This is a genomic window from Streptococcus mitis (genome assembly GCF_002096895.1).
Taxonomy (GTDB): domain Bacteria; phylum Bacillota; class Bacilli; order Lactobacillales; family Streptococcaceae; genus Streptococcus; species Streptococcus mitis_AH.
In genome coordinates this window covers 51,674-77,329 of sequence record NZ_NCVI01000018.1, presented here as the reverse complement: position 1 = coordinate 77,329, position 25,656 = coordinate 51,674, and the positions used below count along the sequence as shown (strand labels likewise).

General features: G+C 42.5%; 30 protein-coding genes. 2 read left to right on the top strand and 28 right to left on the bottom strand.

The features are described 5' to 3' along the window. Window positions 1-32: 32 nt before the first annotated feature. The 7 genes from B7697_RS03235 to budA all read right to left on the bottom strand — a co-directional run bounded on the left by B7697_RS03235 (window position 33) and on the right by budA (window position 6,486). Complete coding sequence (locus B7697_RS03235) at window positions 33-1,103, bottom strand: ABC transporter substrate-binding protein (protein ID WP_000737964.1); 1,071 nt, start codon at window positions 1,101-1,103, stop codon at window positions 33-35. Then, window positions 1,100-1,873: an ABC transporter permease gene (locus B7697_RS03230; protein WP_061864215.1), complete on the bottom strand. Its 774-nt coding sequence runs from the start codon at window positions 1,871-1,873 to the stop codon at window positions 1,100-1,102. Before B7697_RS03230 ends, B7697_RS03235 begins: the two co-directional genes overlap by 4 nt. Continuing rightward, the gene (locus B7697_RS03225; RefSeq protein ID WP_004258194.1) at window positions 1,870-2,676 is read right to left on the bottom strand and encodes an ABC transporter permease; all 807 of its coding nucleotides are present in this window, start codon (window positions 2,674-2,676) and stop codon (window positions 1,870-1,872) included. The genes B7697_RS03230 and B7697_RS03225 overlap by 4 nt, the downstream gene beginning before the upstream one ends. Next, window positions 2,657-3,814 carry an ABC transporter ATP-binding protein gene (locus tag B7697_RS03220; protein WP_000742895.1) on the bottom strand — a complete coding sequence of 386 codons (1,158 nt, stop codon included), beginning with the start codon at window positions 3,812-3,814 and terminating at the stop codon, window positions 2,657-2,659. The genes B7697_RS03225 and B7697_RS03220 overlap by 20 nt, the downstream gene beginning before the upstream one ends. 159 nt (window positions 3,815-3,973) lie before the next feature. Next, the gene (murB, locus tag B7697_RS03215) at window positions 3,974-4,879 is read right to left on the bottom strand and encodes a UDP-N-acetylmuramate dehydrogenase (protein WP_084950318.1); all 906 of its coding nucleotides are present in this window, start codon (window positions 4,877-4,879) and stop codon (window positions 3,974-3,976) included. Between the two features lie 113 nt (window positions 4,880-4,992). Beyond that, on the bottom strand, window positions 4,993-5,745 hold the full coding sequence (locus B7697_RS03210) for a YhfC family intramembrane metalloprotease (protein ID WP_049488626.1): 753 nt from the start codon (window positions 5,743-5,745) through the stop codon (window positions 4,993-4,995). 9 nt (window positions 5,746-5,754) lie between these two features. Next, the gene (budA, locus tag B7697_RS03205) at window positions 5,755-6,486 is read right to left on the bottom strand and encodes an acetolactate decarboxylase (protein WP_000360315.1); all 732 of its coding nucleotides are present in this window, start codon (window positions 6,484-6,486) and stop codon (window positions 5,755-5,757) included. Window positions 6,487-6,780: 294 nt separating this feature from the next. On the opposite strand from budA, the gene B7697_RS03195 reads away from it, so the two are divergent. Continuing rightward, on the top strand, window positions 6,781-8,052 hold the full coding sequence (locus B7697_RS03195) for an aminotransferase-like domain-containing protein (RefSeq protein ID WP_084950316.1): 1,272 nt from the start codon (window positions 6,781-6,783) through the stop codon (window positions 8,050-8,052). 20 nt (window positions 8,053-8,072) lie between these two features. Here B7697_RS03195 and B7697_RS03190 read toward each other — a convergent pair whose 3' ends face one another. The 21 genes from B7697_RS03190 to B7697_RS03085 form a co-directional block, all read right to left on the bottom strand. After that, window positions 8,073-8,888, bottom strand: a complete 816-nt coding sequence (locus tag B7697_RS03190; protein WP_023946318.1) for an ABC transporter substrate-binding protein — start codon at window positions 8,886-8,888, stop codon at window positions 8,073-8,075. Between the two features lie 158 nt (window positions 8,889-9,046). Continuing rightward, window positions 9,047-9,700, bottom strand: a complete 654-nt coding sequence (gene phoU / locus B7697_RS03185) for a phosphate signaling complex protein PhoU (RefSeq protein ID WP_000946458.1) — start codon at window positions 9,698-9,700, stop codon at window positions 9,047-9,049. A gap of 11 nt (window positions 9,701-9,711) precedes the next feature. Beyond that, window positions 9,712-10,470 carry a phosphate ABC transporter ATP-binding protein PstB gene (gene pstB / locus B7697_RS03180; RefSeq protein ID WP_000133484.1) on the bottom strand — a complete coding sequence of 253 codons (759 nt, stop codon included), beginning with the start codon at window positions 10,468-10,470 and terminating at the stop codon, window positions 9,712-9,714. A gap of 12 nt (window positions 10,471-10,482) precedes the next feature. Further along, on the bottom strand, window positions 10,483-11,286 hold the full coding sequence (pstB, locus tag B7697_RS03175) for a phosphate ABC transporter ATP-binding protein PstB (RefSeq protein ID WP_084950314.1): 804 nt from the start codon (window positions 11,284-11,286) through the stop codon (window positions 10,483-10,485). 10 nt (window positions 11,287-11,296) lie between these two features. Next, window positions 11,297-12,181: a phosphate ABC transporter permease PstA gene (gene pstA, locus B7697_RS03170; RefSeq protein WP_000543046.1), complete on the bottom strand. Its 885-nt coding sequence runs from the start codon at window positions 12,179-12,181 to the stop codon at window positions 11,297-11,299. After that, entirely contained in the window at window positions 12,171-13,088 is a 918-nt protein-coding gene (pstC, locus tag B7697_RS03165; protein ID WP_001070903.1) for a phosphate ABC transporter permease subunit PstC, read from the bottom strand. The genes pstA and pstC overlap by 11 nt, the downstream gene beginning before the upstream one ends. Beyond that, window positions 13,088-13,966, bottom strand: coding sequence for a phosphate ABC transporter substrate-binding protein PstS (locus tag B7697_RS03160; protein ID WP_000746320.1), 879 nt, complete (start codon window positions 13,964-13,966; stop codon window positions 13,088-13,090). The genes pstC and B7697_RS03160 overlap by 1 nt, the downstream gene beginning before the upstream one ends. A gap of 372 nt (window positions 13,967-14,338) precedes the next feature. Beyond that, window positions 14,339-15,643, bottom strand: coding sequence for an RsmF rRNA methyltransferase first C-terminal domain-containing protein (locus B7697_RS03150; protein ID WP_084950312.1), 1,305 nt, complete (start codon window positions 15,641-15,643; stop codon window positions 14,339-14,341). Continuing rightward, a complete protein-coding gene (locus B7697_RS03145; RefSeq protein WP_000444054.1) occupies window positions 15,644-16,417 on the bottom strand; it encodes an inositol monophosphatase family protein in 774 nt (257 codons plus the stop codon). After that, window positions 16,407-16,685, bottom strand: coding sequence for a UPF0223 family protein (locus B7697_RS03140; RefSeq protein WP_001041977.1), 279 nt, complete (start codon window positions 16,683-16,685; stop codon window positions 16,407-16,409). The genes B7697_RS03145 and B7697_RS03140 overlap by 11 nt, the downstream gene beginning before the upstream one ends. After that, entirely contained in the window at window positions 16,685-17,086 is a 402-nt protein-coding gene (locus B7697_RS03135; protein WP_000631254.1) for a Spx/MgsR family RNA polymerase-binding regulatory protein, read from the bottom strand. The genes B7697_RS03140 and B7697_RS03135 overlap by 1 nt, the downstream gene beginning before the upstream one ends. Window positions 17,087-17,297: 211 nt before the next feature. Continuing rightward, window positions 17,298-17,915 carry a TIGR01906 family membrane protein gene (locus B7697_RS03130; protein WP_070527029.1) on the bottom strand — a complete coding sequence of 206 codons (618 nt, stop codon included), beginning with the start codon at window positions 17,913-17,915 and terminating at the stop codon, window positions 17,298-17,300. Then, the gene (locus B7697_RS03125) at window positions 17,905-18,678 is read right to left on the bottom strand and encodes a TIGR01457 family HAD-type hydrolase (RefSeq protein WP_084950309.1); all 774 of its coding nucleotides are present in this window, start codon (window positions 18,676-18,678) and stop codon (window positions 17,905-17,907) included. The genes B7697_RS03130 and B7697_RS03125 overlap by 11 nt, the downstream gene beginning before the upstream one ends. Before the next feature lie 10 nt (window positions 18,679-18,688). Next, a complete protein-coding gene (locus B7697_RS03120; protein ID WP_070527022.1) occupies window positions 18,689-19,426 on the bottom strand; it encodes an acyl-[acyl-carrier-protein] thioesterase in 738 nt (245 codons plus the stop codon). Window positions 19,427-19,430: 4 nt separating this feature from the next. After that, window positions 19,431-20,561, bottom strand: a complete 1,131-nt coding sequence (gene hemW, locus B7697_RS03115) for a radical SAM family heme chaperone HemW (RefSeq protein ID WP_084950307.1) — start codon at window positions 20,559-20,561, stop codon at window positions 19,431-19,433. An 83-nt stretch (window positions 20,562-20,644) separates the two neighbouring features. Beyond that, window positions 20,645-21,034 carry a YtxH domain-containing protein gene (locus B7697_RS03110; protein ID WP_000517381.1) on the bottom strand — a complete coding sequence of 130 codons (390 nt, stop codon included), beginning with the start codon at window positions 21,032-21,034 and terminating at the stop codon, window positions 20,645-20,647. Window positions 21,035-21,049: 15 nt separating this feature from the next. Next, window positions 21,050-21,433: a DUF948 domain-containing protein gene (locus B7697_RS03105; protein WP_000895040.1), complete on the bottom strand. Its 384-nt coding sequence runs from the start codon at window positions 21,431-21,433 to the stop codon at window positions 21,050-21,052. Then, complete coding sequence (gene lgt / locus B7697_RS03100; protein ID WP_084950305.1) at window positions 21,434-22,222, bottom strand: prolipoprotein diacylglyceryl transferase; 789 nt, start codon at window positions 22,220-22,222, stop codon at window positions 21,434-21,436. Further along, on the bottom strand, window positions 22,215-23,153 hold the full coding sequence (gene hprK, locus B7697_RS03095; RefSeq protein ID WP_192851464.1) for an HPr(Ser) kinase/phosphatase: 939 nt from the start codon (window positions 23,151-23,153) through the stop codon (window positions 22,215-22,217). Before hprK ends, lgt begins: the two co-directional genes overlap by 8 nt. A gap of 236 nt (window positions 23,154-23,389) precedes the next feature. After that, window positions 23,390-23,566, bottom strand: coding sequence for a 30S ribosomal protein S21 (gene rpsU / locus B7697_RS03090; RefSeq protein ID WP_000048054.1), 177 nt, complete (start codon window positions 23,564-23,566; stop codon window positions 23,390-23,392). A 153-nt stretch (window positions 23,567-23,719) separates the two neighbouring features. Then, on the bottom strand, window positions 23,720-24,427 hold the full coding sequence (locus B7697_RS03085; RefSeq protein ID WP_084950302.1) for a glucosamine-6-phosphate deaminase: 708 nt from the start codon (window positions 24,425-24,427) through the stop codon (window positions 23,720-23,722). A 150-nt stretch (window positions 24,428-24,577) separates the two neighbouring features. Here B7697_RS03085 and queA point away from each other — a divergent pair, with 150 nt between their 5' ends. Beyond that, a complete protein-coding gene (gene queA, locus B7697_RS03080) occupies window positions 24,578-25,606 on the top strand; it encodes a tRNA preQ1(34) S-adenosylmethionine ribosyltransferase-isomerase QueA (protein WP_084950300.1) in 1,029 nt (342 codons plus the stop codon). The last annotated feature ends 50 nt before the right edge of the window (window positions 25,607-25,656 follow it).

The window sequence follows — 25,656 nt, the reverse complement described above, 5'->3', positions numbered from 1 at the left end:
GCTTGACTGATTCGTTTCGTAACTGCTAACTCCTACTTCCGATACATTTTAAACTGTAGGAAGAGGTCGCTGTATTTACCTGTCCATTTATGGTCAAATTTCTCATAAACTTCTAGGTGTTTCATGGTTTCAGCATCTGGATAGAAGGCCTTGTCTTCTTTTTTCTCCTCTGGGAGCAGTTCCTTAGCTGGTAGGTTTGGAGTTGAATAGCCGACATACTCTGCATTTTTGAGAGCATTTTCAGGTTTCAACATAAAATTGATAAAGGCATAGGCGGCATCTTGGTTTTTCACGGTTTTTGGAATGACCATATTGTCAAACCAAAGGTTGCTGGCCTCAGTCGGTACCACATAGCGTAGGTTTTCATTTTTTTCTAGCATTTGGCTGGCTTCACCAGAGAAGGTCACTCCGATAGCAGCGTTATTCTGAATCATGTAACCCTTCATCTCGTCGGCAACGATGGCCTTGATATTTGGAGTCAATTTATAGAGCTTGTCCACTGTTTCTTCCAACTGCTGGGTATCCTTGGAGTTGAGGCTGTAGCCGAGGGAGTTGAGACCCAGTCCCAATACCTCACGCGCCCCATCAAAGAGCATGATAGAGTTCTTATACTCTGGTTTCCAGAGGTCGTCCCAATGCTCAGGAGCCTCATCTACCATGGTTTCATTGTAGACAATTCCTAAGGTTCCCCAGAAGTAAGGGATAGAGAATTTATTGCCTGGGTCAAAGGACTGGTTGAGAAACTCTGGTCCGATATTTTCAAGACCTTCAAGTTTTGAATAATCAAGCGGTACCAAGAGGTCTTCGTCCTTCATCTTGTTAATCATGTATTCACTAGGAATGGCAATATCGTAGGTCGTTCCACCCTGCTTGATCTTGGTATACATGGCTTCATTGGAGTCAAAAGTCTCGTACTGGACTTGGATTCCTGTTTCTTCTGTGAACTGAGTCAAGAGTTCAGGATCTATATAGTCCCCCCAGTTGTAGATAACCAGTTTTTGACTATCTCGGCTATTGATTTTACTATCTAAATGCGTCGCAATTCCCCACAAGACGAGGATAATGGCTACAATTCCTGCTAAAAATGAATAGAGTTTTTTCATGCTTGCTCCTCCTTCTCACGTGAGATAAAGTAATAACCAACAACCAGGATAATACTAAAGAGAAAGACGAGGGCAGACAGGGCATTGATTTCTAAGGAAATCCCCTTGCGAGCACGAGAGTAAATCTCGACTGATAGGGTTGAAAAGCCATTTCCCGTTACAAAGAAGGTCACGGCAAAGTCATCCAGTGAATAGGTGAAGGCCATGAAATAACCTGCAATGATAGACGGAGTCAGGTAAGGAAGCATGATTTCCTTGAACATCTGAAATTGACTGGCACCAAGGTCATAGGCCGCATGAATCATATCGCCATTCATTTCCTTGAGTCGAGGTAAGACCATCAAGACCACGATAGGAATGGAGAAGGCTACGTGACTAGATAGAACAGTCAAAAAGCCAAGTGAAAACTTGAGTTGGGTAAAGAGAATCAAGAAGCTGGCACCAATCATAACATCGGGCGCAACCATGAGGATATTATTGAGTGAAAGAAAGGCTTCTTGGTATTTCTTACGAGACTGGTAGATGTAAATAGCGCCGAAAGTCCCGATAATGGTCGCTATCAAGGCTGACAGGAAGGCCAAGAAAAAGGTCTGGGTCACAATTAACATAAGGCGACCATCGCCAAACATGGTTTTAAAATGACTCAAACTAAAGCCTGTAAAACTATTCATGTCGTTGCCTGCGTTAAAGGCATAACCAATCAGGTAAAAAATCGGCAGGTAGAGGACAAGAAAGACTAGTCCCAGATAAAGGTTGGCAATTTTTTTCATCGTTCTCTCCTTTCCTTGGTCACCCACATGGTGATGAACATAGTCAAGATGAGAATTACACCGATGGTTGAACCCATACCGTAGTTGTCATTGGTTAGGAAATTCTGTTCAATAGCCGTTCCCAGCGTAATAACACGGTTCCCACCAATCAAACGGGTCAGCATGAAGAGGCTCAAGCTGGGGATAAAGACAGACTGAACTCCACTTCGCACACCATTCATCGATAAAGGGAAGATGACATGGCGGAAGGTTTCCCACTTGGTCGCACCGAGATCGTAGCTGGCATTGATGAGGTTGTTATCCATATCATCCAAGACATTGAAAATCGGCAAAATCATAAAGGGAAGCTCGATGTAGCTTGCGACAAAGATAAAGGAGAAATCGGTAAAGAGCAACTGCTGCGAACCAATTCCGATAAATTCCAAAAATTGGTTAATAGAGCCATTTTGACCAAAAATCCCGATAAAGGCATAGGCCTTGAGGAGCAGGTTAATCCATGTCGGCAGAATGATTAACATGAGCCAGAGTTGACGGTGCTTGAGACGGGTCAAAAAGAGGGCTGTTGGATAGCTGATAAGGAGGGTCACAAAGGTCACAATTCCTGCATAAAGCACGGAGTTAAAGCTCATTTTGAGGTAGGTCAAGTTTTGTGAAGCAAAGTAAGATTTATAATTTTCTATACTGAACTGGCCTTCGATGTTGAAAAAGGATTGTCCGAAAATCAAGACCAAGGGTGCCAGGACAAAGAGGGCAATCCAAAGCATGTAGGGCACTACAAAGAGTTTAGAGCTTGTTTTCTTCATCTCTTTCCTCCTCGATTGCATTGATCAGACCTGCTTCTTGCTCTTCAATTTCTACGTATTCTTCGATACGAGCATCGAACTCTTCTTCAGTTTCGTTGAGACGCATGATATGGATGTCTTCTGGTTCAAAGTCCAGACCGATTTCCTCACCCACGATGGCCTTACGGGTTGAGTGGATCATCCATTCATTCCCAAGTTCGTCATAGGCGATAATTTCATAGTGCACCCCACGGAAAAGCTGGGTATCGACCTTAACTTGGAGCTTGCCTTCTTCAGGAAGGGTAATACGCAAGTCCTCTGGACGAATCACGACCTCGACAGGTTCATTCGGCTTCATCCCACCATCGACCGCTTCAAAGCGTTTGCCGTTAAACTCAACCAAGTAGTCCTCAATCATGGTTCCTGGCAAGATATTTGACTCACCGATAAAGGTGGCAACAAAGTGGTTAATTGGCTCATCGTAGATGTCCACTGGCGTTCCAGACTGGACAATCTCGCCATCATTCATGACAAAAATCCAGTCACTCATAGCCAAAGCTTCTTCCTGATCGTGAGTAACAAAAACAAAGGTGATTCCCAATCGTTGTTGCAGTTCACGCAGCTCATACTGCATATCTGTTCTTAATTTCAAGTCCAACGCTGACAAAGGCTCGTCCAACAAAACCACACGGGGTTGGTTGATGATGGCACGTGCAATAGCCACACGCTGACGTTGTCCTCCAGAGAGTTTACGGATGGAACGTTTTTCGTAACCTTCTAACTGAACCATCTTGAGAACTTCCGCTACGCGTTTCTCGATTTCTTTCTTGTCAATTTTACGCAAGCGGAGTGGAAAGGCAACATTTTCAAACACATTCATATGTGGAAACAAGGCATAGGATTGGAAGACCGTATGGACGTCTCGCTTGTTGGTTGGGATGTCGTTGATACGAACACCGTCCAGCAAAATATCTCCAGTCGTAGCATCCAGTAAACCTGCAATGATGTTAAGGATAGTTGATTTCCCTGAACCAGACGCGCCTAGAAGAGTATAGAACTTCCCTTCTTCCAACTCAAAGTTGATATCTTTGAGAACCTTGGTGTTGCTGTCTTCAAAAACTTTTGAGACGTTTTTGAATTCAATAATTGGTTTTTTCAATTGTCATTTATTCCTTCTTTTTCATAGATTAACAGATCAAGGCTCTGTCAGGCCGCTACTACCTCGTGTAGGAGATTGAACTGCCTACATTCTTCTGCACTGACGATAGGCTTTCACCCCCTTTCCATGACATAGTAGCAGCTTTTCAACTACAGCTTCCTACTTGCTTTCACCTAAAATACGGACTTCTCTCTCAAGAGTGACGCCAGAGTGTTCCTTGACTTTTTCGATAACAGACTCAATCAAGTCCTCGTAGTCTTTAGCCGTTCCGTCAGCAACATTGATCATAAATCCTGAGTGTTTTTCTGACACTTCTACGCCACCGACACGATAGCCTTTCAAGCCAGCTTCTGAAATTAATTGACCTGCAAAATGACCTACTGGACGCTTAAAGACCGAACCACAAGATGGATATTCTAAAGGTTGCTTGAGTTCACGTAGATGCGTCAAACGATCCATTTCTTGCTTGATAACCTGATGGCTTCCTGGAGCAAGGGCAAATTTAGCTGACAAGACAACTGCACCAGACTCTTGAATGGCTGAATGGCGGTACCCAAAAGCCAAATCTTTGGCAGACAGGGTCTCGATTTCTCCATCCTTGGTCAAAACCTTACAAGACTGCAAGATGTGGGCAATCTCGCCACCATAGGCACCCGCATTCATAAAGACAGCACCACCGACGCTCCCTGGAATGCCACAAGCAAACTCAAAGCCAGTCAAACTATGACGAAGGGCAATGCGAGTTGTTTCAATCAAGTTGGCACCAGCTTCTGCTTCAATAGTATAGCCATCAACAGAAACATTATTGAGCTTGTCACACAAGATGACAAATCCACGAATTCCACCATCACGAACGATGATATTGCTGGCATTTCCAAGAACCATCCAAGGGATGTCTTCTTGATTGGCAAATTTAACAACGCGCGCCAACTCAAAACGATTTCGTGGAAAGACCAAATAATCGGCCTCTCCACCTACTTTTGTATAACTATAGCTATGCAAGGGTTCTTTGAAACGGATATCAATCCCTTCTAAGATTTCAAGCATGTTTTCTTTTACTGACATGACACTCTTCCTTTTACAAAATTCATTCCATTATACCATTTTTAAGACCATTTGACGACCCTAAAAAAATCTTGGGCTTATTTTAAACAAAAAAAGAGGTTTCCCCCTTTTTCTTATGATTTTTTGCAAAAGATAGCCTTGGTTCCATAGGCAACTAGGATCAGTTCAACTAGTAGAATGACTTCAACTAAGACTGGACTTGTAAGCCAGCCAACTTGGGCTAGAGATGGTGCCAGGTCAAAGAAGGCATGTAGGCCATAGGCTGCTAGGAGATAAATCCATTTCTTCTGGCGAACAGCTTGGTAAACCCAAACAGTCAAAAGCAATTGGAAACCTAGAGCCAAAATTCGCTCAAAACCAAGCAAATAAATCTGCCAGACAGAAAGTGACTGAATGGTTTTTAACATATTTTCAGACAGCAATTGCATGACCTGTGGATTCTGAGTTTGAACTGCTGAGAGAACGATGTAGAGATTAATCAAACTAGTAAGACCTAGGAAAATCAACTCCAAGCCACCATGCCCCAATCCATAAGCCAAGGCATCTGCCTTTTCCAAACTTCTCTTTTTCTCCAACCATTTGAAGAAAATAAGACGAGCAGTTTCCTCAAAAAATGCTGCCATGGCTAGGCCATAGATGATATAGACAAGCGGATGGTCTCGCAAGAGGGCAATACTACCGTCTTTTTGAGGATGTAAAACCAAGATATGCACCAGTTTTTCTAAAATCTGTGAAGAGACAAAGAAGGCAACAGCCCCCAAGCCCAAGACAGCTAGATTAATCTGGTGTTTCTTTTTGGCATACCAAATGCTTCCTATCAAGAAAGCCAGCAACAGCAACATGGTAATAATGATATGAATGGTCATTTTCTTCTCCTATTCCGCCTTTTCAATATCTTTTTTCATCTCGTCAACATTGAACTTAGCAAACAAGTATTGACGATCTTGGACTGGAAAACGTTGGTCCAACTGGTCAACCGCTCCCACCTCGATAATCCCTTCCTTGATGACAAAGTCCATGACATGCCCACCGAAGGTCAAGTCATCTGAGATGAAGTGCAGATGGTAGCCTGCCACACTAACTCCATGGAAAATCTCTGGCGTCCAGAAACCAACGATGGTTCCCACCACATTGTCACGACGATATTCAGGTTGATGGGTTGCGACATCAGCAAACTTGGTCTCTGGTGTCGACTTGGGAATCATACGCACATGCATATGTGAAAATTCCCCACGAATCTTGATAGAGCGGAAAAGATTTTCCCCGTCATAATAAGACTCGATTCGCTCTTCCAATTCCTTGTCTGTCATCTCAAACCGCTGGCGGAAAATGACCTCTGCTTGATGCGGTACTACTGCTGCATAAGGAATGAGAGCATCTGGTGATACTTCTACAATTTCTGGTTGCTCTCCTGATCCTTTGGCCTGATAAGCCTTGCCATCCAAGACAATCAATTCCCCATCAATGGAATCCAAGGTTCCCAAACCAAGGTCACCATGCTCTAGCAATTCTCCTACTGTCATGGTACCACCATAAAGGCCAGCCATCAAGGCTCCAAGGGTATTGTATTGAAATAATTTCACTGGTTCCTGCACGTTCTTATCCATTCACTTTCTTGTCTGTTATACTCAATGAAAATCAAAGAGCAAACTAGGAAGCGAGCCGCAGGTTGCTCAAAGCACTGCTTTGAGGTTGTAGATAAGACTGACGAAGTCAGTTGCATATATCTACAGCAAGGCGAAGCTGACGTAGTTTGAAGAGATTTTCGAAGAGTATTATTCTATAAATCTTACTCCTAAGTATACCACATTTGCCCCTAGATGTGAACGAGAGAATCACACTAGACATTGCCAAGAAAGAAAAAAAAAGGTACAATGTAACAAAATCAAGGGAGGTCTGGAATGAAGAAACAAAGCAAGTACCAAGAGGTCGTAGCTTATCTGAAAAATAGTATCGAGTCTGGACGCTTTCCAACGGGTAGCCGCCTGCCTTCTATCCGTCAACTGAGCCTTGACTTTCACTGTAGCAAGGACACCATTCAGAGAGCCCTTCTGGAATTACGGCACGAACAATACCTCTATGCCAAGCCCCAGAGTGGCTACTATGTCCTAGAACAAGGGCAACACCAGGATCTAGAAATCGAAGTCACTGACGAACATGCCAGTGCCTATGACGATTTCCGACTCTGTGTCAATGAAACCTTGATTGGCCGGGAAAACTACCTCTTCAACTACTATGATAACCAAGAAGGATTAGAAGACTTAAGACAATCCATTCATAAACTCCTCTTTGACCAAGCTCTCTACTGCAAGGCTGACCAACTGGTACTGACTTCTGGAACCCAACAAGCCTTGTTTATTCTTTCTCAAATATCCTTTCCTAGCCAAGCCAAGGAAATCTTGGTGGAACAGCCGACCTACCATCGGATGAATCGCCTCTTGATTGCTCAAGGTCTGGACTATCAAACGATTGAACGAGGCATTGATGGGATTGACTTGGAAGAGCTGGAAGGCCACTTCAAGACTGGAAAAATTAAGTTTTTCTATACCATTCCTCGTTTTCACTATCCTCTGGGGCATTCCTATTCAGAGCAGGAAAAACGAGCTATTCTTGACTTAGCTGCCAAGTATGGTGTTTATATCGTAGAGGACGACTATCTGGGGGATTTGGACTCTAAAAAGGGCCAGACCTTCCACTATCTGGATACAGAGGAGCGCGTCATTTATATCAAGTCCTTCTCAACCAGCCTCTTTCCAGCCCTGCGGATTACGGCACTCATTCTGCCAAATGCTATCAAAGAAGCCTTTGTGGCCTACAAAAATATCCTAGACTACGATAGCAACCTCATCATGCAAAAAGCCCTGTCACTCTATATCGACAGTCAATTGTTTGAGAAAAACCGTCTAGCTCGCTTATCCAATCAGGAAGACTACCAAAAACAACTTGAGAAAAGCTTAACTAAAACACCTTGTCCCCTTCCTCATTATCCCCTACACGATGGTTTATTGCTCGATCTCAGACAGTATCCTAAAATCGCCAGCCTAAAACACAGTCAGCTGAAATTGGATTTCTTTGAGGAGGCTTACTTGGATGCCTGCCCTTATCAATTTGCCAAGGTATCCTTAGAAAATCTGGAAAAGGTTTTAAACTATTTAAAAGCAGAATTGGAATAACTTCCAACTCTGCTTTTTTCTTATTGTTCAACTTCTGTTAGGCTTGCCGCCTTTTCAAGATATTTTTGGTAGGTACCGTCATCCTTAAGTTTTTGGATAACCTTGTCCACCACTTCTTTCAAATCAGCACTATTTTTTCTAAGGGCAACTGCATTAGCTTCGCCGTCCTTCATCTTCAAGCTGACAGTTGCGACAGCTAGGTCCGCGTTTTTAGCAGCATAACTAAGGGCAACAGGCTCATCCATATGAACAGCATCTACTTTTCCAGCCTGCAATTCATTGACTGCTTCTCCCATATTGGTTAGGGAAGTCAGCTGTGCTTTTGGCAATTGTTCCTTGACCATAGATTCTGGAACAGTCCCTTTTTGGGCTGCAATATTAGCACTTTCAAGGCTAGTTAAATCCTTGTATTTTTCTACATCAGACTTACGAACTAAGAAACTAATCTTGTTTTCATAGTAAGGAATTGAAAAATCAAATACTTCTTTTCTCTCATCAGTAGCGCTAATTCCTGCAACCGCTAGGTCAGCCTTACCAGTTTGAAGACTGGTCAATACATTGTCAAAACTCATGCTTGAAATTTCCAACTTCACCCCAAGTTCATCAGCGATAGCTTGGGCCATATCAATATCAGCACCGACTACCTGGTTTTTTCCGTCAACTAAGGATTGGAATTCAAAAGGTGCATAGTCAGGACTAGTCGCCACAACTAATTTCCCCTTTTGCTTAATGGCCTCAACAGCTGACTGAGAACCATTAGAACCCGACTGGCAAGCTACTAAGAAGAAACTTGCAAGAAAACTACATAAAACAAATATCCATTTTTTTGATTTCATAAATAAACAACCTCTCTGTTAATTTTGTATAATTATAACGCTATCCAAGTTACTTGTCAAGTATTTTTTTGAATTTTTATCTTAAAAATATTTTTTTCATTCAAGAAAAGGAGCTGTCAGTTGATTTCGAGCTCCTTTTTATACAGAATAAATCTATTTTATAGTTCGACAATCTTACCTGTTTCAAAGTAAACAACCCATTCACAGATATTTTTAGCATAGTCTCCAATACGTTCCAAGAAAGCAATCACTTGGAAATAATCACGACCTGTAACGATGGCATCTGGATTTTTCTTGATTTCTTCTGTAGCCAAATCACGAATGCTATCAAAGTAATGGTTGATTTTTTCATCCATGGCTGCTACTTCATAGGCCTGGTCTACTGAACCATTGAGATAGAGTTCAAGGGCTGCTTCAACGAAGTTCTTGACATCGCGCCCCATTCTCTTGATTTCTTCTTCAACAGCTGGGATACGTTGCTCCCCCTTCATACGAATTGCCGCTTTGGCAATGGAAACAGCATGGTCACCCATACGTTCCAAGTCAGATACAGCCTTCAAGACTGTCAAAACAGTACGCAAGTCCTGAGAAACGGGTTGTTGTAGGGCAATCATTTCAAATGATTTCTTCTCCAATTTCACTTCGTATTCGTTTACTTCTGCATCGTCTTCGATGACTTCTTTGGCCAAATCACGGTCATGCGTAACAAAGGCACGCACTGTACGATTGATTTGGGACAGCACTTCTTGTCCCATAGCATAGAACTGGTTGTGCAATTTCTCTAAATCTTCCTCAAATTGAGAACGTAACATCATTTATCTCCTTATCCAAATTTTCCTGAAATATAATCTTCTGTTTCCTTGTGTTGTGGGTTGAGGAACATCTTCTTGGTATCGTTAAACTCGATCAGATCTCCATCTAGGAAAAATCCTGTCTTGTCAGAAATACGAGAGGCTTGTTGCATGGAACGTGTAACCAAGAGCATGGTGTATTTATCTTTTAGACCATACAAGGTTTCCTCAATCTTACCGGCCGAGATAGGGTCCAAAGCTGAAGTCGGTTCATCCAAGAGAATGATTTTAGGACTGGTTGCCAAGACACGGGCAACACAGACACGTTGCTGTTGTCCACCTGAAAGCCCGATAGCTGAATCATGCAGGCGGTCCTTGACCTCATCCCAGATAGAAGCTCGTTGCAAGGCTTTTTCAACCGCCTCATCCAGAACCTGCTTATCCTTAACTCCATTGATACGAAGCCCGTAAACAACATTTTCGTAGATAGACATAGGGAAAGGGTTTGGTTGTTGGAAAACCATACCGATTTCCTTACGTAATTCAACTGTATCTGTACGTGGGCTGTAAATATTGTGGCCGTTGTAAACCACCGAACCAGTTGTGGTTACCTCTGGATTGAGATCCCCCATGCGGTTAATAGCCTTGAGGAGGGTTGACTTCCCTGATCCAGATGGACCAATCAGGGCTGTAATTTCCTTAGGTTGGAAAGATAGGGAAACACTATTCAAGGCCTTCTTTTGATTGTAGTAAACGGACAGGTCTGACACCTGTAAAATCGCTTCTGTCATACTGTTTCCTTTCTATCCAAAGTGTCCTGTTACGTAGTCATTGGTTGACTGTAGTTTGGCATTTTGGAAAATATTAGAGGTCTTATCGTACTCGATCAAGTCACCCAAGTAGAAAAATCCTGTGTAGTCACTAGCACGCGCAGCCTGCTGCATACTGTGGGTCACGATGATGATGGTAAAGTCCTTCTTCAATTCCAACATAGTTTCTTCCAGCTGAGCTGTCGCAATCGGGTCCAAAGCTGACGCCGGCTCATCCATCAAGAGGATATCTGGTTTAACCGAAATAGCACGAGCGATACAGAGACGCTGTTGCTGACCACCTGATAAGGTCAAGGCTGACTTGTGCAAATCGTCTTTGACCTGATCCCAAAGGGCAGCTTGACGAAGAGAAGTTTCCACAATTTCATCCAAGACTTGCTTGTCCTTAACCCCTGCACGTTCATGGGCAAAAGTGATATTGCGGTAGATAGACTGGGCAAAGGGATTTGGGCGTTGGAAGACCATTCCGATGTGCTTACGCATCTCATAAACGTTAATTTCTGGACGGTTGACATCAATTCCTTGATAGAGGATTTGACCTGTTACCTTGGCAATATCAATGGTATCATTCATCCGGTTGAGACTGCGTAGGTAGGTCGATTTTCCTGATCCAGATGGGCCAATTAAGGCTGTAATTTTATTTTTTTCAAATTGCATATCGATGCCCTTGATGGATTCTTTTTTACCGTAGTAAACATGTAAATCCTTAGTAGAGAGGGCCACTTTCTCTTCAGGAAAGGTGATGATATGCTTTTCATCCCAATTATATTTTGACATGGCTTCTCCTTTAGGCAGCGGTTAATTTCTTATGTAGGTAACTTCCGAGTTTGCGGGCTCCAAAGTTAAAGATAAGGATAAAGATGAGGAGCACTGCAGCAGAACCTGCTGATACGATAGTTCCATCTGGAATGGTTCCTTCGCTATTGACTTTCCAGATGTGGACAGCCAAGGTTTCTGCTTGACGGAAGATAGAGATTGGGCTAGTCACACTGAGAATATTCCAGTTAGACCAGTCCAGAGCTGGAGCGGATTGTCCTGCTGTATAGATAAGTGCAGCAGCCTCACCAAAGATACGACCAGAGGCCAAGACAACCCCCGTCACAATACCTGGAAGAGCTTCTGGAATGACCACATGGACAACAGTCTCCCAACGAGAAATCCCAAGGGCCAGACCAGCCTCACGCTGCGTATGGTGAACGTGTTTCAAGCTATCTTCAACATTACGAGTCATCTGAGGCAGGTTAAAGACTGTCAAGGCCAAGGCACCTGAAATGATTGAAAATCCATACTCAAACTGAACTACAAAGATTAAGTATCCAAAGAGACCTACAACCACTGATGGCAGTGAAGACAAGATTTCAATACAGGTTCTGACAAAGTTGGTCACAGGACCTTTTTTGGCATATTCAGCTAGAAAAATCCCAGCTCCCATAGACAAGGGGACAGAGATAATCAAGGTAATGACCAAAAGAAAGAAGGAATTATAAAGCTGAATTCCAATCCCTCCACCAGCTTGGTAAGAAGATGATTTGCCAGTCAAGAAAGACCAAGAAATGTGGGGCAAACCACGAACCAAGATATAGAGAATCAAGGATGCCAAGATGGCCACAATAATCCCTGCAATCGAGTAGAGGACAGCTGTTGCAATTTTATCTAATTTCTTAGCGTGCATAGTTTTTCTTTCCTCTTTCTTTCGTAATCAATTTAATCACACTGTTGAAGGCCAAACTCATCAAGAGCAAGACTAAGGCCAGTGACCAGAGAACGTTATTATCAACTGTTCCCATAACGGTATTTCCGATACCCATGGTCAACACAGAAGTCAAGGTCGCAGCAGGTGTTGTCAATGAAGTTGGGACAACGGCTGAGTTTCCGACCACCATCTGAATGGCCAAGGCCTCACCAAAGGCACGCGCCATCCCAAAGACTACTGCGGTGAAAATCCCTGAACGTGCTGCCTTTAAGGTCACGCGCCAGATGGTTTGCCAACGAGTGGCCCCCATAGCCAAACTAGCTTCGCGGTAGTGACGAGGCACCGCACGCAAGCTATCGGTTGTCATAAAGGTTACCGTCGGTAAAATCATGACAAAGAGAACGAAAATCCCTGACAAAATCCCAAAACCAGTTCCACCAAAGACACTGCGGACAAAAGGAACTACGACCTGCAAACCGATAAATCCATATACGACTGAAGGAATCCCAACTAGCAATTCAATAGCTGGTTGCAAGATTCTAGCACCTTTTGGTGAGACTTCGGTCATAAAGACTGCCGCACCGATAGCAAAAGGAGTTGCGATAAGGGCTGATAGGATTGTGACAATAAAGGAGCCCAAAATCATGGGAAGGGCACCAAATTGTTTACCTGAAGGATTCCAAGTTTGTCCAAAAAGGAAATCAAAGATATTAACCCCATTGACAAAGAAGGTCGACAAACCTTTTTGGGCTACGAAAATCAAAATCATAGCCACAATGATGACAATCAAAGACAGACAGGCAAAGGTCAAGCCTTTTCCTAATTTCTCTAGACGCGAGTTCTTTGAGGGAGAAAGTAATTTTTTAGCTAATTCTTCTTGATTCATTAGTGACTCCCTTCTAGTGCTGTCACCGTTCCTACAGCATCTTTTTCAACCTTCATTTCCTTGACAGAAATATAGCCCATTCCCTTAACGATTCCACTTTGCGCTTCATCTGAGAGGACAAAGTTGAGAAATTCGGCCACCAATTCATTTGGTTGACCTAGGGTGTACATGTGTTCATAAGACCACAAAGGCCAGTTATTGCTTGTAACATTTTCTGCAGTCGGCTCATAGCCATTCAACTTCATACGTTTAACTGAGTCATCCACATAGGCAAAGGCTAGGTAAGAAATGGCTCCTGGTGTCTGGGAAACAATGTTTTTGACCATCCCATTTGAATCCTGTTCTTGACTCTGCACGGCAGATTGACCATCCATGATAACACTATCAAAGGTTGCACGCGAACCAGAACTTGCCGCACGGTTGATTATGGAAATGGCTAGGTCTTTCCCACCGACTTCTTTCCAGTTGGTTACTTGACCTGTGAAGATGCTACGGAGTTGTTCAGTTGTCAGATTTTCAACGTCAACTTCTTTGTTTACAATCACTGCCAAGCCCGCTACAGCTACCTTATGGTCCACTAGAGCGGATGCGTTGATACCGTCTTTTTCCTCGGCAAATACGTCTGAATTTCCTACATCAACGGCTCCAGACTGAACCTGAGACAGACCTGTACCAGATCCTCCACCTTGGACGTTGACTGTTTTTCCAACGTGCATAGAGCCAAATTCATCTGCTGCTGCTTCGACCAAGGGCTGAAGAGCCGTTGAACCAACAGCTGTCATGGATTCTCCACGATCAATCCAGCTAGCACATCCCGCCAAAGAAGCTGCCAGCAAAAGAGCCGCAAGGGATAGAGCGAGTTTTTTCCTTTTTTTCACTGTTTTTCTCCTTGAAAATAATGGTGAATGCTGTGAATTTTTTCAACTATTTATTTATGTTTTTCTTTTGATAATTGGGAGCCAACTAAAGTTCTTATACTCAATGAAAATCAAAGAGCAAACTAGGAAACTAGCCGCAGGCTGCTCAAAGCACCGCCTTGAGGTTGTAGATAAGACTGACGAAGTCAGTCACATATATACGGCAAGGCGACGTTGACGCGGTTTGAATTTGATTTTCGAAGAGTATTAGCTTGGTTTAACTAGAAATTTGCTTAGTTACCGTCTCCACCAATTTTGACTTAAAATGAAAGATAATTTGAAAAAAATCCATACTTCCACTATAACATAGACAAGCTACTTTGACTAGCATTTTCACTTGAATCTGAGGCCTTTAGGAAAATAATTTTTCAAAACATTTCCAGTCACCTTAGCAAAGCCCAAACCATTGCCTTGAACCAAAACTTGGTACCAACCATTTGGCAGACTTTCCGCCAGCTGAACGGTTTCTCCAGCCACATACTTTACAAACGCTTCTTGGTCAATTTCAACTGACTGCTTGACCTGACTCGGTTTCAAGGCTAGACCAAGAGCGAAACTGGGTTCAAAGCGTTTCTTCTTAAAAGTACCCAAATGCAGACCATTCCGAGCAATCTTGAGTTTTCCTAAATCTGGCAAGAGTTCTGGCAAGAGATAAAGCTGGTCTCCAAAAGTCTGCAAGATACCCGGTAGATTGACCTTCAAATGTTTTTGGGCAAATTCCTGCCACAAGATAACTTGTTCACGACTGAGATTGCTCTTACTTACCTTAAATTTAGGGGCGGGATTTTCACCTTTAAATTGCAAATGGGCTACAAATTGCCCCTCTCCCTTAAAATGATGAGGATACATCCGAGCCGTTTCTGGCAGGTCAATACCAGCTACCATTCCATTGATATGTTCAACTGGCAGCAAGTCAAAATCATACTCTTCCAGTAGCCAATTGACAATCTCCTCGTTTTCCTCGGGAGCCCAGGTACAGGTTGAATAAACCAAGCGACCACCTTCAGCTAGCATGGTCACCGCATCCGCTAGAATTTCTCTTTGCAAACTTGCACATTGACTCGGATAATCAAGACTCCAATAGTCCATAGCATCTGGTTGCTTACGGAACATCCCTTCACCAGAGCAAGGGGCATCAAGGACAATGAGGTCAAAATAGCCCTTAAAAACCTTGGCCAAACGGTCAGCAGATTCATTGGTCACCACAATATTTGTCGCTCCAAAGCGCTCCATGTTTTCTACTAAAATCTTAGCCCGTTTGCTTGAAATTTCATTGGAAACAAGGAGACCCTCCCCTGCTAGATAGGCTGCTAATTGAGTTGATTTACCACCCGGTGCAGCTGCCAAATCCAAGACCTTCATACCAGGGCTGGGCTGGGCTACCTGAGCAACCATCTGAGCAGCGGGTTCTTGCGAATAAACCAACCCTGTAGCATGCTCAGGCGATTTCCCTGAAACCTTCCCATAGTGGCCCCAAGGAGTTTGAGGAATGGCATCAGGAAAGGAAACTGTCGCTTCTTTTAAAGGATTGATCCGAAAAGCCGAAACCGCTTCCTCCTCAAAAGAGGCAAGAAAATCTCTTGCCTCATCTCCTAATATCTCTTCATATTTTTCAACAAATCCTTCTGGAAATTGCATCTAAGTTCTTTTCCTTTCGTAAATATAGGACTGAATTTCCTCCTGCATCTCAAGAGGTAACATCATGACCGGTTGTCTGGTTTGAAAATCAAGCGGTTGACCAGATAGGGTCACAACCCGATAGCCCAGACTTTCCCCTAAAATACTTGCAGCGGCATAATCCCATGGTTGCAGATAGGTGACATAGGTCAACAAACGCCCTGACAAAATCTTGGCAAAACTAATGGCCGCACTCCCATAGACACGTACACCGAGGACCGCTCGACCCAAATCAGCCAGACCCCATTCATTGGTTTCCAGCATACCACTATTCCCTGCAATAAGGAAATCTCCAAGTGGTTTTGCTTTAAAGGGAGCTAGGGGCCTATCATTTAGACAAACTGGAAATTCCCCACCACCGTGGTAACAATCCCCTTTGACCACATCATAAATCAGACCAAACTGTCCCTGACCATTTTCAAAATAAGCCATCATGACAGCAAAATCTTCCTGCTGGGCCACAAAATTATTGGTCCCATCGATGGGATCAATGACCCAAACCTTACCCTCTTTAACCGAGGCTCGCAGACACCCTTCTTCAGCACAAATCTTATCCTCAGGATAACGAGACAAAATCTCACTAACCAAGAGTTCCTGAACTTCCTTGTCCAGTCTGGTCACCAAATCTGTTGGAGAGGACTTGGTTTCAACACACAAGTCTTCCTGCATATGGTCAAGAATGTACTGACCCGCCTTATTGACAAGCTCTTTAGCAAATTCAAATTTACTTTCCAAGAGAAATCTTCCCTTCCCCTTTTTCCTTGGCAGTCTGAACTGCTCGATAAAGCGAATAGCCACTAACTGTTTCAAATTCTCGTCCCAAACGTTTTTCTTCGCTCTTGCTTGGCACGACCGCTTTGAATCCCTTATAGGAGTCCAGTAACTTTTTAGCCTCTACCTTGCCTTCATAGGCAGCTTCAACATCATTAAAAAAAGAAAGCACTGAAGCAAGTTCTTCAGTGCTCCACGACAAATCTAGTGGGTAACTATACTGTTTGTTCATTAACTAATACCAGCTCTCATTCTTGCTTCTTTTAGTTCTTGCTTACGGTAACTACGAGGGAGAAAAGCACGAATCTCATCTTCATTAAAACCAATTTGCATGCGTTTGGCATCAATAATAATGGGACGACGCAAAAGACTAGGGTACTGCTCAATCAAATGAAGCAATTCTGATACCGAAATACTTTCTACATCAATATCTAATTTTTGAAAAATTTTTGAACGAGTTGAAATGATGTCATCAGTACCATTTTCGGTCAAGGAAAGAATGTGTTGCAATTCTTTTCTCGTTAAAGGACTGGTCATAATATTGTGCTCCTCAAAGGGCACCTTATGTTTTTCTAACCAGGCCTTCGCCTTACGACATGAAGTACAGCTCGGTGATAGAAATAGTGTAATCATGCTTTTCTCTTCTTATCTATACTTTGCTACTTCTATTATACAAAAAAATAAAGCGCTTGACTAGAGATTTTTAGAAAAAAAGCCTATTTTTTCAAGAAAAATAGACTGTTTGCGAACGATTAACTCTTTTTGGATTTGATTAATTCATTCTTGACAATAGTTTCGAATCACATACCTAATTGATTTATGCAAAATAAGAATATCTTTAGTATTATTTCCTACGACTTTTCAGATAAAGATAGCCAAAGAAGCTTTCATAGAGGGCAAAAAAGAGGAGGAAGGCATGAAGGAAAAAGGTCTCTGGCAAAATCAGAATAACAGGATCCTTGGCTGGATCAAAAAGCCAGGTATCATCTCCCACAAAGAGAATTTGATGGAAAAGAGTAAAGAATTGGTCAAAACCAATCAAAACTCCCCCGAGACCAATCAGAACAGGCAAGACTACTAGAGTCAAAAGCCCCTTACTGAATAAAGATAAAAATCCCTTTTTCACAATTCCTTTCACAAAAAAATAGAAACTTGGTAGTGTCACAAGGGCAACTAATTGAACCAGGTGAAAGAGGTTCTTGACCACTGCAAAATGGTGTAGCCCAGCAGCTGACGAACGAAAATCAGGCATCTGCAAGACCTGACTAAAAGGATTGGTCAGGTAATTCATCAAGATATGAAAGTTGTATTGAATAGTTTCTGATTTTAGATAGACCCGATTCGTTAAGTTCAGCCACTGAACTTCCAGCGGATAGAAAATCCAAGCCAGATAAATAGTCATAAGGATTGAGAGGGAGAGGAGAAAGAGCATAGAGCCCCAAAAGGTCAGTTTAGTTTTCATCAAAATCCCACTCCGCTAGACTAGAAACTACATGAGTAGGTGCGATTGGCAGGTCTGCCACTTCTTCTGACTTGGTAAAACCTGTCGTCACCAAGAGCGTTGGAATGCCATTATCAATCCCAGCTCGAATATCAGTCAAATAGTTATCTCCAACCATAATCAACTCTTCACGTTCTAAACCTAAGTGCTCAACCGCCTTGTCCATAATGATAGCATTTGGTTTTCCAATATAAACAGGCTTCACTCGTGTTGCTACTTCAAGTAGCGTAATCAGTGAACCAGCACCTGGCAAAAGCCCTCGTTCTGTCGGGATGTTGAGGTCAGGGTTGGTTCCGATAAAGTGGGCGCCTTTTTGAATCGCAAGAGTTGCTTTGGCAAATTTTTCATAGTCCACTTGCCAGTCCAGTCCAACTACCACATAGGCAGGATTTCTCTTGTCTTCCACATAACCAGCCGCCTTGATGGCTTCTTTGAGACCTGATTCTCCGATAACATAGACGGTCTTTTCAAGTCCCAAGTCATTCATATAGTCGATGGTTGCCAAAGTTGCCGTGTAGACAGTTGATAAAGGCGTGTTGATATTAAAATTCTTAGCCAACATTTCTTGAACGCTCTCAGGAGTACGAGTTGTATTGTTGGTCACAAAGAGATAGGGAATCTCTCGTTTTTGCAATTCATGCACAAAAGCCTCTCCCTCTGGAATCCGGTCCTTCCCCTTGTAAATGGTTCCGTCTAAATCAATTAAATAACCTTTATAAGCCATATCGTCCTTTCTAATGCGCTTCAATTTCTTGCCAAGTAATCATAGCTTGGGCATTGATTTCGGCATCACTGATAATCTGATGCTTGCTTTCTAGTCCCTTGAGTTCATAAGCTGAGGCAATCATGCCACCTGGTCGCACTTCTTTAACATACTTGAGATTGATTTTCTTTGGAATATAGTTGGTTAGAAAATCGGCCCCCATAACCTCAAAAATCCAATCTAGGTATTTACTATTATTGACATGACCATTCATATCCAAGTCGTAAAAACGAACATGGTAGTCTTTACTGATCGGGTTTTCTAGATTTGTATACTTTGGCCCACGGATGAGTTTTTTATCAAACTCAGACTGGTAAGGAGCAACAATTTCCGCTTCGACTCCATGAACTTTCCGACTATCGCGGTCCATGAGAACAAAGGTTGCCATCATACGAATCACTTCTTGACCTGCTTCATCATAGAGAGTGAAGCGACGATAGCAAAAAAGACGGTTGTAGCTCAAGGCTTCCGTTTCAATCGTAATCTCCTCAGCAAAGCGAGGCAAACGTACCACGTCAATCTCATAATCCGTGATAATCCAGACCAGATTGTAGCGTTCCAAGACGTCCTTGTCACTGACTCCCAGCTCAATCGATTGCATACCTGATACTTGCAGGGACAGCAAAATCACATCTGGAAGTTTGATATGACCATTCATATCCGCCATATCAAAAGGAATTTTCATTTTCATCTGATAAGTTAAACCCATTGTTCTACTCCAAAATAAATCGTTCTGCTACGGTGTCTCCTAAAAAGAGACCTCTCTTTGTCATTCGGACACGATCACCATCGATCTGCATAAGACCTTGTTGTGTCAAGTCCCTGACAATTTTTCCATAAAGTCCATCAAAGGATCGTCCGAATTTTTCCTCGAATCGCGCCATAGAAACCCCAGATTTCTTTCGGAGTCCTAGAAACATTTCTTCTTCCATCTGCTCCCTTTGACTCAGGTGTTCTTCTGTTATCCGAGCATTTCCTGCCTCTACCGCATTGAGATAGTGGCGGATAGGACCGTGGTTTTTATAACGTACCCCGTTCACATAACCTGAAGCACCCGCACCGATACCATAATACTCGGCATTGTCCCAGTACATGAGATTGTGGCGACTTTCAAAACCGGGCTTGGAGAAATTAGAAATCTCATAATGCTCAAAACCAGCTCGCTCCAGCTCAGCAATGATGTACTCAAACATCTCAGCTTCTAGTTCCTCCTTAGGCAGAGGCAATTTCCCTCGTCTCATACGGTTCATAAAGACCGTATGGTTTTCTAAAATCAAACTATACAAACTCATATGGGGAATATCCAGTCCAATGGCCTTAGCCACATTTTCCTTGACCTGCTCCATAGTCTGACCTGGCAGCGCATAAATCAAATCGATGGAGATATTGCCAAAACCAGCCAGTTTCAGACGGTCAATATTTTCATAAATATCCTTCTCCAAATGACTGCGCCCAATCTTTTTCAGCATCTTGTCATCAAATGTCTGCACACCTAGCGACACACGATTGACAGCCGAGTTTTTCAAAACAGCTATCTTGTCTGTATCCAAGTCGCCTGGATTGGCTTCAATGGTCAACTCTTCTAAAACAGGCAAGTCCAAGTTTTTAGTCAAGCCATCCAGTAATACTTCCAGTTGTGGAGCCGACAAAGCTGTTGGTGTCCCACCACCAATGTAGAGAGTTCGCAATTTTTGAATATCATAAGATTGAAACTCTTCTAACAGATGTTCCAAATAACTATCTACTGGCTGATTCTTGATAAAAACTTTTGAAAAGTCACAATAATAACAAATCTGGGTACAAAACGGGATGTGCACATAGGCTGACGTTGGTTTTTTCTGCATAGTAATTATTATACCACAAAGACAGGCTACGAGAAAAAAATCACCATCCCCAGACATATAGTCCGTCCAGAGATGGTGATGGTTTATTCTTCTGTTATATCAATAACAATCTCTTCTGATTCATCAAGAGTTTCGGCTTTTTCTTGCCATTGCTCCTTGAGATTATTGAATCGATCTTTTGATGCTTCTGTCGCTTGACGAGCACATGATTTAGCTTGAGCAAGTACGCTGTCAACAGTGATTTCACCTGACTCAACCTGTTCTTTGGTTTTAAGAACAAAATCTGTAGCCTGCTCCTTGACTTCTGTCAGTTTTTCACAGACCTGCTCCTTGGCATACTCAGGATCTTCTCTCAAATCATCTAGAAAATCTTGAGCCTGACTGCAAACTTGTTTGCCCTTGTCGCTTGTTAAAAACAAGGCAAGAGCTGCACCTGAAACGGTTCCTAAAAGGATTGAGGATAGTTTACCCATAAGAATTCTCCTTTTTTATTTTTTGAAAAATTTACTTGCAAGACGAAGAGCTGACAAACTTGCTCCAGTCTTGAGTGTTTTTGAACCAGCTGATGAAGCTTTCTTACTCAAGACACGCGCATGGTCATTGAGGTCTGAAACAGATAGAGATAAATCTGCAACGGCACTAAAGAGTGGATCAATTGTTGCCACCTTGACATTGATATCATCTGCCAAGACATTGACCTTAGCCAGCAATTCATTGGTATGATGTAAGGTCACATCCACATCTGAAGTCAAGGTTTTAATTGTCTTTTCTGTTTCGTCAATAACACGACCAAGCTTTTGTACAGTAATGATTAGATACACTAAAAATACAATCAAAGCAAGGGCTACAAGAATATATGCAACTTCTAACATTTAGTTTTTCTCCTCTGTAATATAGAAAGGGGCTTTCTTTCGATTTTGATAAAAAATGATAAAAATACCGAGACCGATAAGGACAACTGATAGCCATTGAGACACTCGAAGACCAAAGAACATAAGGCTATCTGTCCGCATGCCTTCGATGACCATTCGACCGAAACCATACCAAATCAAGTAAAAAGCAGTGATATGACCTCGTCTGATACTCTTCCATTTTCGTCTGAGTATCAGAATCAAGGTAAAGCCAAGCAGATTCCATAGTGACTCATAAAGGAAGGTCGGCTGACGGTAGCTCCCCTCAATATACATCTGGTCACGGATAAAGCCAGGTAGATAATCCAAATTATCCACTGCTGCACCATAAGCTTCTTGGTTAAAGAAATTACCCCAGCGACCCAAACTTTGGGCAATCATGACACTAGGCGCCGCAATATCTAGGAAATCCCAAGTATTGATGAGTTTACGATCAGCAAAGATATAGAGTACAATAGCCCCAGTTATCAAACCACCGTAAATAGCCAAACCACCATTCCAAATGGCAAAAATTTCTCCCAAGTTCTGACTATAGTAATCAAAACGGAAAATAACATAATAGAGACGTGCTCCTAAAATAGCCAAAGGAAAAGCTATCAGGATGAAATCTAAAATATCGTCTGGTATGATCTTCTTTCTAGGTGCTTCTTTCATGGTCAAATAAACCGCAAGAATCAAGCCTGTCACAATACACAAGGCATACCAACGAATGGCTAGAGGGCCTAGATGAATCGCAATTGGATCAAACATTAGGCACCTCCTCGTTTTGAGCAATGAGATTGGTCAAGCGTTCTTCGAACAAACGAGTCGCATCAAAGCCCATTTCCTTGGCACGATAATTCATGGCAGCAGCCTCAATCACAACAGAAATATTACGACCTGTTTTAACTGGAATGCGGATACGAGGAATGGCTACGCCAGAAATTTTAAGTTCCTCTGCATTGTTTCCAAGACGATCAAAAGTTTTATGTGTATCGTAATTTTCCAAATAAACAGCCAACTGGACTTGTGAAGAATCCTTGACGGCACTCGCACCGTAGAGGCTCATAACATCGATAATCCCAACCCCACGAATTTCAATCAGGTGTCTCAAGATTTCAGCCGGTTCACCCCAAAGGGTAATCTCGTCCTTGGCAAAGATGTCTACGCGATCATCTGCTACCAAGCGGTGACCACGTTTGACAAGCTCTAGACCTGTCTCACTTTTACCAATTCCACTATCGCCCTGAATCAAGACACCCATACCATAGATATCCATCAAGACACCGTGCACACTGGTACGTTCTGCCAAACGAGAATCCAAATAGCTAGATAACTCTCCAGACAATCGACTGGTCGCCGTACGGCTAGTTAAAATAGCAATCTTACATTCTCTAGCTGCCTTTAGCATCTCCTCAGGAACCACCAAACCACGAGCAACAATAACCGCAGGTGTCTCAGGTAGAAACATTTTTTTCAAGACTTGGTAACGGTTGTGAGAGGACATCGAAACGAGATAGGACCACTCCTTCATTCCCAAAAGTTGAATCCGCTCAGGCGTATAATAGTCAAAATAGCCCGTCATTTCAAGACCAGGTCGCGTAATGTCCGCGGTATTAATTTCCTTTTCAAGTAATTCTGGTTCGCCATAGACAATGTCTAGTCTAAGCTTTTCAATCACTTCTTTTACTAAAACCGACATCATTTCCTCCTTCAATCGAGTTCTTTTTACTATTATATCAAATTGTCCTTAGAAGTTTCAGATTTTTGCAGGCTTTGAAGTATTTATTTATACTCAATGAAAATCAAAGAGCAAACTAGGAAACTAGCCGCAGGCTGTACTTGAGTACGGCAAGGCGACGTTGACGTGGTTTGAATTTGATTTTCGAAGAGTATTAAAAGAAAAAAGACTAGATTTCTCCAGCCTTTCATTTCTAATTAGAATTTTTTACGTTTACGAGCTGCTTCTGATTTACGTTTACGTTTTACAGAAGGTTTTTCATAGAATTCACGTTTGCGTGTTTCTTGAAGAGTACCAGCTTTAGTAACCGCACGTTTGAAACGACGAAGTGCGTCGTCAAGAGATTCATTCTTACGTACTACTGTTTTAGACATTTTTTTCACTCCCTTCAAGTTCAAGATCTATTCTATTCTACACGTAAAAGGAATAATTGTCAAGAAAAAATCCGGTTTAATTTTGATTTTTTTGCCATTTATTCAAGTCTTGAAAGCATCAATTAAATAGAGAAACTGAAAGAGTTCATTTTTTTATTTTTCTAACAAGCTGAGCGCTTCAGCATCTGCAATGATGGTCACATCAGGGTGATTTTGGAGGCTACTTGCTGGTAGGTTCTCAGTCACTGGGCCAGACACTGTTCCTGCAATGGCTTCTGCTTTCGACTCACCATAAGCAAATAGAAGGATTGACTTGGCATCCAAGATATTTTTAATCCCCATTGAAATGGCTTGAGTTGGGACGTCTTCAATCTTGTCAAAGAAACGTGCGTTTGCTTCAATAGTAGACTTGTCAAGTTCTACAAGGTGAGTTTGACTGTCAAATGGAGTACCGGGTTCATTAAATCCGATATGTCCATTGCGACCGATTCCCAAAATTTGGAGGTCAACTGGATGGTCAGCCAAAACTTGGTTGTAGCGTTCAACTTCAGCTTCAGCATTGTCCTTAACCCCACGAGGCAAGAAACTTTCTTTAAATGGTTTTTGGTTGAACAAGTTTTCTTGCATGAAGTGACGATAAGACTGAGGATTGTCGCCATCAAGGCCTACATACTCATCAAGGTTGACACTGGTTAAATTTGAAAAATCGAGGTCACTTTCAACAATTTCCTTGTAAAATTCAAGTGGACTGCTTCCTGTCGCAAGTCCCAATGTTTGAGCACCATTGGCTAATTTTTCCTTCAAAATCTCAAAAGCAACTTTTCCACCTTCAACTTGGTTTTCAACTTTAATAACTTTCATCTTTTCATCCTCCATTTCTGTCTATATTTATTATATGGTATAGACCAATTTTTGTCAAGTGAAAACGATTTAATTTTCAAAAAAAGAGCGTCCAAACTTGAAACATGTTATAATGGATAGGATTAGAACTTAGAAAGAATGAACAGATATATGAATACAGCTGATTTTGATTTCCACTTACCAGAGGAATTGATTGCCCAAACCCCCCTTGAAAAACGAGATGCCTCTAAACTCCTTATCGTCAACCGTGAGACGGGAGAAATGCAGGATAAACACTTCCACTCTATTATTGATATGCTGGAACCTGGTGATGCCCTTGTCATGAACGACACCCGCGTTCTCCCTGCCCGCCTCTATGGTCAAAAAGAGGAGACAGGAGGCCATGTGGAACTTCTCCTGCTCAAAAATACTGATGGAGACGAGTGGGAAGTTCTGGCAAAACCTGCCAAACGCCTCAAGGTCGGCACTCGCGTTAGCTTTGGTGATGGCCGTCTCAGCGCTGTTGTTACGGAAGAATTGACTCACGGGGGCCGCATTGTCCGCTTTGAATACCAAGGAATTTTCCTAGAAGTTTTGGAAAGTCTGGGAGAAATGCCGCTACCGCCTTATATCCACGAAAAACTGGATGACCGTGAACGCTATCAAACCGTTTATGCCAAGGAAAGTGGCTCTGCTGCAGCACCTACTGCTGGACTGCACTTCACCAAAGAATTGCTGGCAGAAATCCAAGCTAAGGGTGTTCATCTAGTCTATTTGACTCTTCATGTCGGACTCGGAACCTTTAGACCTGTTTCAGTTGACAATCTGGACGAACACGAAATGCACTCAGAATTCTACCAGCTTTCTGAGGAGGCTGCTAGTACCCTTCGCTCTGTCAAAGAAAATGGTGGTCGTATCATCGCTGTCGGAACTACTTCTATCCGCACCTTGGAAACTATTGGTTCCAAGTTTGATGGGCAAATCCAGGCTGATTCTGGCTGGACCAATATCTTTATCAAACCTGGCTATGAGTGGAAGGTCGTGGATGCCTTCTCAACCAACTTCCACCTGCCAAAATCAACTCTGGTCATGTTGGTTTCTGCCTTTGCAGGCCGTGAATTAGTCTTAGATGCCTACCATCATGCCATCCAAGAACACTACCGCTTCTTCAGTTTTGGCGATGCCATGTTTATCTATTAATTTTCACAATCAAAAAGCGCATATTATCAAGATTTTATAATGCTTGATAA

What these genes read in the sequence shown, in the direction of transcription:
- B7697_RS03150 (WP_084950312.1), bottom strand. Translation starts at nt 15,643, where the DNA reads ATGCAATTTCCAGAAGGATTTGTTGAAAAATATGAAGAGATATTAGGA.
- queA (WP_084950300.1), top strand. Translation starts at nt 24,578, where the DNA reads ATGAATACAGCTGATTTTGATTTCCACTTACCAGAGGAATTGATTGCC.
- phoU (WP_000946458.1), bottom strand. Translation starts at nt 9,700, where the DNA reads ATGTTACGTTCTCAATTTGAGGAAGATTTAGAGAAATTGCACAACCAG.
- murB (WP_084950318.1), bottom strand. Translation starts at nt 4,879, where the DNA reads ATGTCAGTAAAAGAAAACATGCTTGAAATCTTAGAAGGGATTGATATC.
- B7697_RS03195 (WP_084950316.1), top strand. Translation starts at nt 6,781, where the DNA reads ATGAAGAAACAAAGCAAGTACCAAGAGGTCGTAGCTTATCTGAAAAAT.
- rpsU (WP_000048054.1), bottom strand. Translation starts at nt 23,566, where the DNA reads ATGTCTAAAACAGTAGTACGTAAGAATGAATCTCTTGACGACGCACTT.
- lgt (WP_084950305.1), bottom strand. Translation starts at nt 22,222, where the DNA reads ATGTTTGATCCAATTGCGATTCATCTAGGCCCTCTAGCCATTCGTTGG.
- budA (WP_000360315.1), bottom strand. Translation starts at nt 6,486, where the DNA reads ATGGATAAGAACGTGCAGGAACCAGTGAAATTATTTCAATACAATACC.
- B7697_RS03135 (WP_000631254.1), bottom strand. Translation starts at nt 17,086, where the DNA reads ATGATTACACTATTTCTATCACCGAGCTGTACTTCATGTCGTAAGGCG.
- B7697_RS03120 (WP_070527022.1), bottom strand. Translation starts at nt 19,426, where the DNA reads ATGGGTTTAACTTATCAGATGAAAATGAAAATTCCTTTTGATATGGCG.
- B7697_RS03210 (WP_049488626.1), bottom strand. Translation starts at nt 5,745, where the DNA reads ATGACCATTCATATCATTATTACCATGTTGCTGTTGCTGGCTTTCTTG.
- B7697_RS03190 (WP_023946318.1), bottom strand. Translation starts at nt 8,888, where the DNA reads ATGAAATCAAAAAAATGGATATTTGTTTTATGTAGTTTTCTTGCAAGT.
- hprK (WP_192851464.1), bottom strand. Translation starts at nt 23,153, where the DNA reads ATGTCGGTTTTAGTAAAAGAAGTGATTGAAAAGCTTAGACTAGACATT.
- B7697_RS03230 (WP_061864215.1), bottom strand. Translation starts at nt 1,873, where the DNA reads ATGAAAAAAATTGCCAACCTTTATCTGGGACTAGTCTTTCTTGTCCTC.
- hemW (WP_084950307.1), bottom strand. Translation starts at nt 20,561, where the DNA reads ATGCAGAAAAAACCAACGTCAGCCTATGTGCACATCCCGTTTTGTACC.
- B7697_RS03130 (WP_070527029.1), bottom strand. Translation starts at nt 17,915, where the DNA reads ATGAAAACTAAACTGACCTTTTGGGGCTCTATGCTCTTTCTCCTCTCC.
- pstA (WP_000543046.1), bottom strand. Translation starts at nt 12,181, where the DNA reads ATGCACGCTAAGAAATTAGATAAAATTGCAACAGCTGTCCTCTACTCG.
- B7697_RS03085 (WP_084950302.1), bottom strand. Translation starts at nt 24,427, where the DNA reads ATGAAAGTTATTAAAGTTGAAAACCAAGTTGAAGGTGGAAAAGTTGCT.
- B7697_RS03110 (WP_000517381.1), bottom strand. Translation starts at nt 21,034, where the DNA reads ATGGGTAAACTATCCTCAATCCTTTTAGGAACCGTTTCAGGTGCAGCT.
- pstC (WP_001070903.1), bottom strand. Translation starts at nt 13,088, where the DNA reads ATGAATCAAGAAGAATTAGCTAAAAAATTACTTTCTCCCTCAAAGAAC.
- pstB (WP_084950314.1), bottom strand. Translation starts at nt 11,286, where the DNA reads ATGTCAAAATATAATTGGGATGAAAAGCATATCATCACCTTTCCTGAA.
- B7697_RS03125 (WP_084950309.1), bottom strand. Translation starts at nt 18,678, where the DNA reads ATGGCTTATAAAGGTTATTTAATTGATTTAGACGGAACCATTTACAAG.
- B7697_RS03235 (WP_000737964.1), bottom strand. Translation starts at nt 1,103, where the DNA reads ATGAAAAAACTCTATTCATTTTTAGCAGGAATTGTAGCCATTATCCTC.
- pstB (WP_000133484.1), bottom strand. Translation starts at nt 10,470, where the DNA reads ATGACAGAAGCGATTTTACAGGTGTCAGACCTGTCCGTTTACTACAAT.
- B7697_RS03225 (WP_004258194.1), bottom strand. Translation starts at nt 2,676, where the DNA reads ATGAAGAAAACAAGCTCTAAACTCTTTGTAGTGCCCTACATGCTTTGG.
- B7697_RS03105 (WP_000895040.1), bottom strand. Translation starts at nt 21,433, where the DNA reads ATGTTAGAAGTTGCATATATTCTTGTAGCCCTTGCTTTGATTGTATTT.
- B7697_RS03140 (WP_001041977.1), bottom strand. Translation starts at nt 16,685, where the DNA reads ATGAACAAACAGTATAGTTACCCACTAGATTTGTCGTGGAGCACTGAA.